This is a genomic window from Spirosoma arboris (assembly GCF_009754945.1).
GTDB classification, from domain to species: Bacteria; Bacteroidota; Bacteroidia; order Cytophagales; family Spirosomataceae; genus Spirosoma; species Spirosoma arboris.
The window spans coordinates 1-1151 of record NZ_WPIN01000060.1 but is presented as its reverse complement, the minus strand read 5'-3'; the positions used below and the strand labels follow the sequence as shown (position 1 = coordinate 1151).

Sequence of the window (1151 nt, the reverse complement as noted above, 5' to 3'; positions counted from 1 at the left end):
ACTGAAGTTACGCATATAGAGCAAGTAGTGTAGAAGCTTGTTTATAGTCTTGCCACTGCTGCCACGAGTGTTTGAGCGCGTTTTGGGTCAATTTGGCTTTCAGGGCAAAGTGGTTTAACCGACTTAAGACTTTGAGAGCTTCCAGCTTGACAAAGGCCACCATCGACAAAAATAGATGATTGCTTTGGGTACGAACCCGATGCGTCGGCGAGGCTGCATAGCCTGTATTGGATTTAATCGACTTGTAGAACTCTTCGATCCGCCACCGCAGCCCATACGTGCTTTGTACTTGAGTAGCATCGACCGTGAGGTCATTAGTCAACAGATAGAGTGTCCCCCGCGAGTCGTCTTTATTGTCAAAGACGAGTCTGGTCAGCAACAAGGCGGTTTCTACGCCTGCTAGCCAGACACGGTGTTGTGTTGTCTCCTCCCAGCCTAAATCGCTCATCGGCCGATGCTGCCCCTGCTGGTTATCGGCCTCACAAAGAGCTACTTGTCGATTGGTTTTTAAGGCAAAAATAAACTGTTTTTCCTTCTCAATGAGGTAGTTAATATTTTCCACCGAGCCATACCAACTGTCAGCCAAGACGTACTTAAATGGCAATTGATTAGCGATTGCCTGCCGGATTAAGTCACGAAAAAGTTGTTGCTTAGTTTGCTCACTGACCCGTTTTAAGCCCTTCTTAGTCTGGATGGTTTTGGTCTTTCTAATCAGATGAAAGCCAACCGGCAGACTCGTCTCCTGACTGTGATAGAGAGCCGTCAGTTGATTGATGCCTTTGACTGAGCGGCCCTGCGTATGGTCAAAGTGATAGCTGATCAACTCATTAGGTTGGCTGTAAGGCTTTTCTTCGACGGTGTCATCCAGTAGGAGCAGCCCATCAGGATGGGCAATCTGCTGGACAAAAGGCTTGACCACTTGCCAGAGTTGAGCCGACCCATAATCGGTTACACTGAGGCTACGGGTTAGCCGGTCATGGCTGATCTGTTGGTCTAAAAGAGCGGCTAACCCGGTGGCGGTAGCTTGTCCTTGATTGACCACCAGATAGTCTGAGTATAAATCTTGTTCCAGTGTCAGCCCTTTCATAATGGCAAAAGTGGTATATTCTGCTCAGATTCTAGTGAAGACATAATCACTGCGTAACTTCAGT

Annotated in this window: 1 protein-coding gene; it reads right to left on the bottom strand. The window is 47.7% G+C overall.

Going from position 1 to position 1151, the window contains the following annotated elements; genetic code table 11:
• Positions 1-7: 7 nt before the first annotated feature.
• Positions 8-1087, bottom strand: a complete 1080-nt coding sequence (locus GO755_RS40645; RefSeq protein ID WP_394351064.1) for an IS701 family transposase — start codon at positions 1085-1087, stop codon at positions 8-10.
• Between the last annotated feature and the right edge of the window lie 64 nt (positions 1088-1151).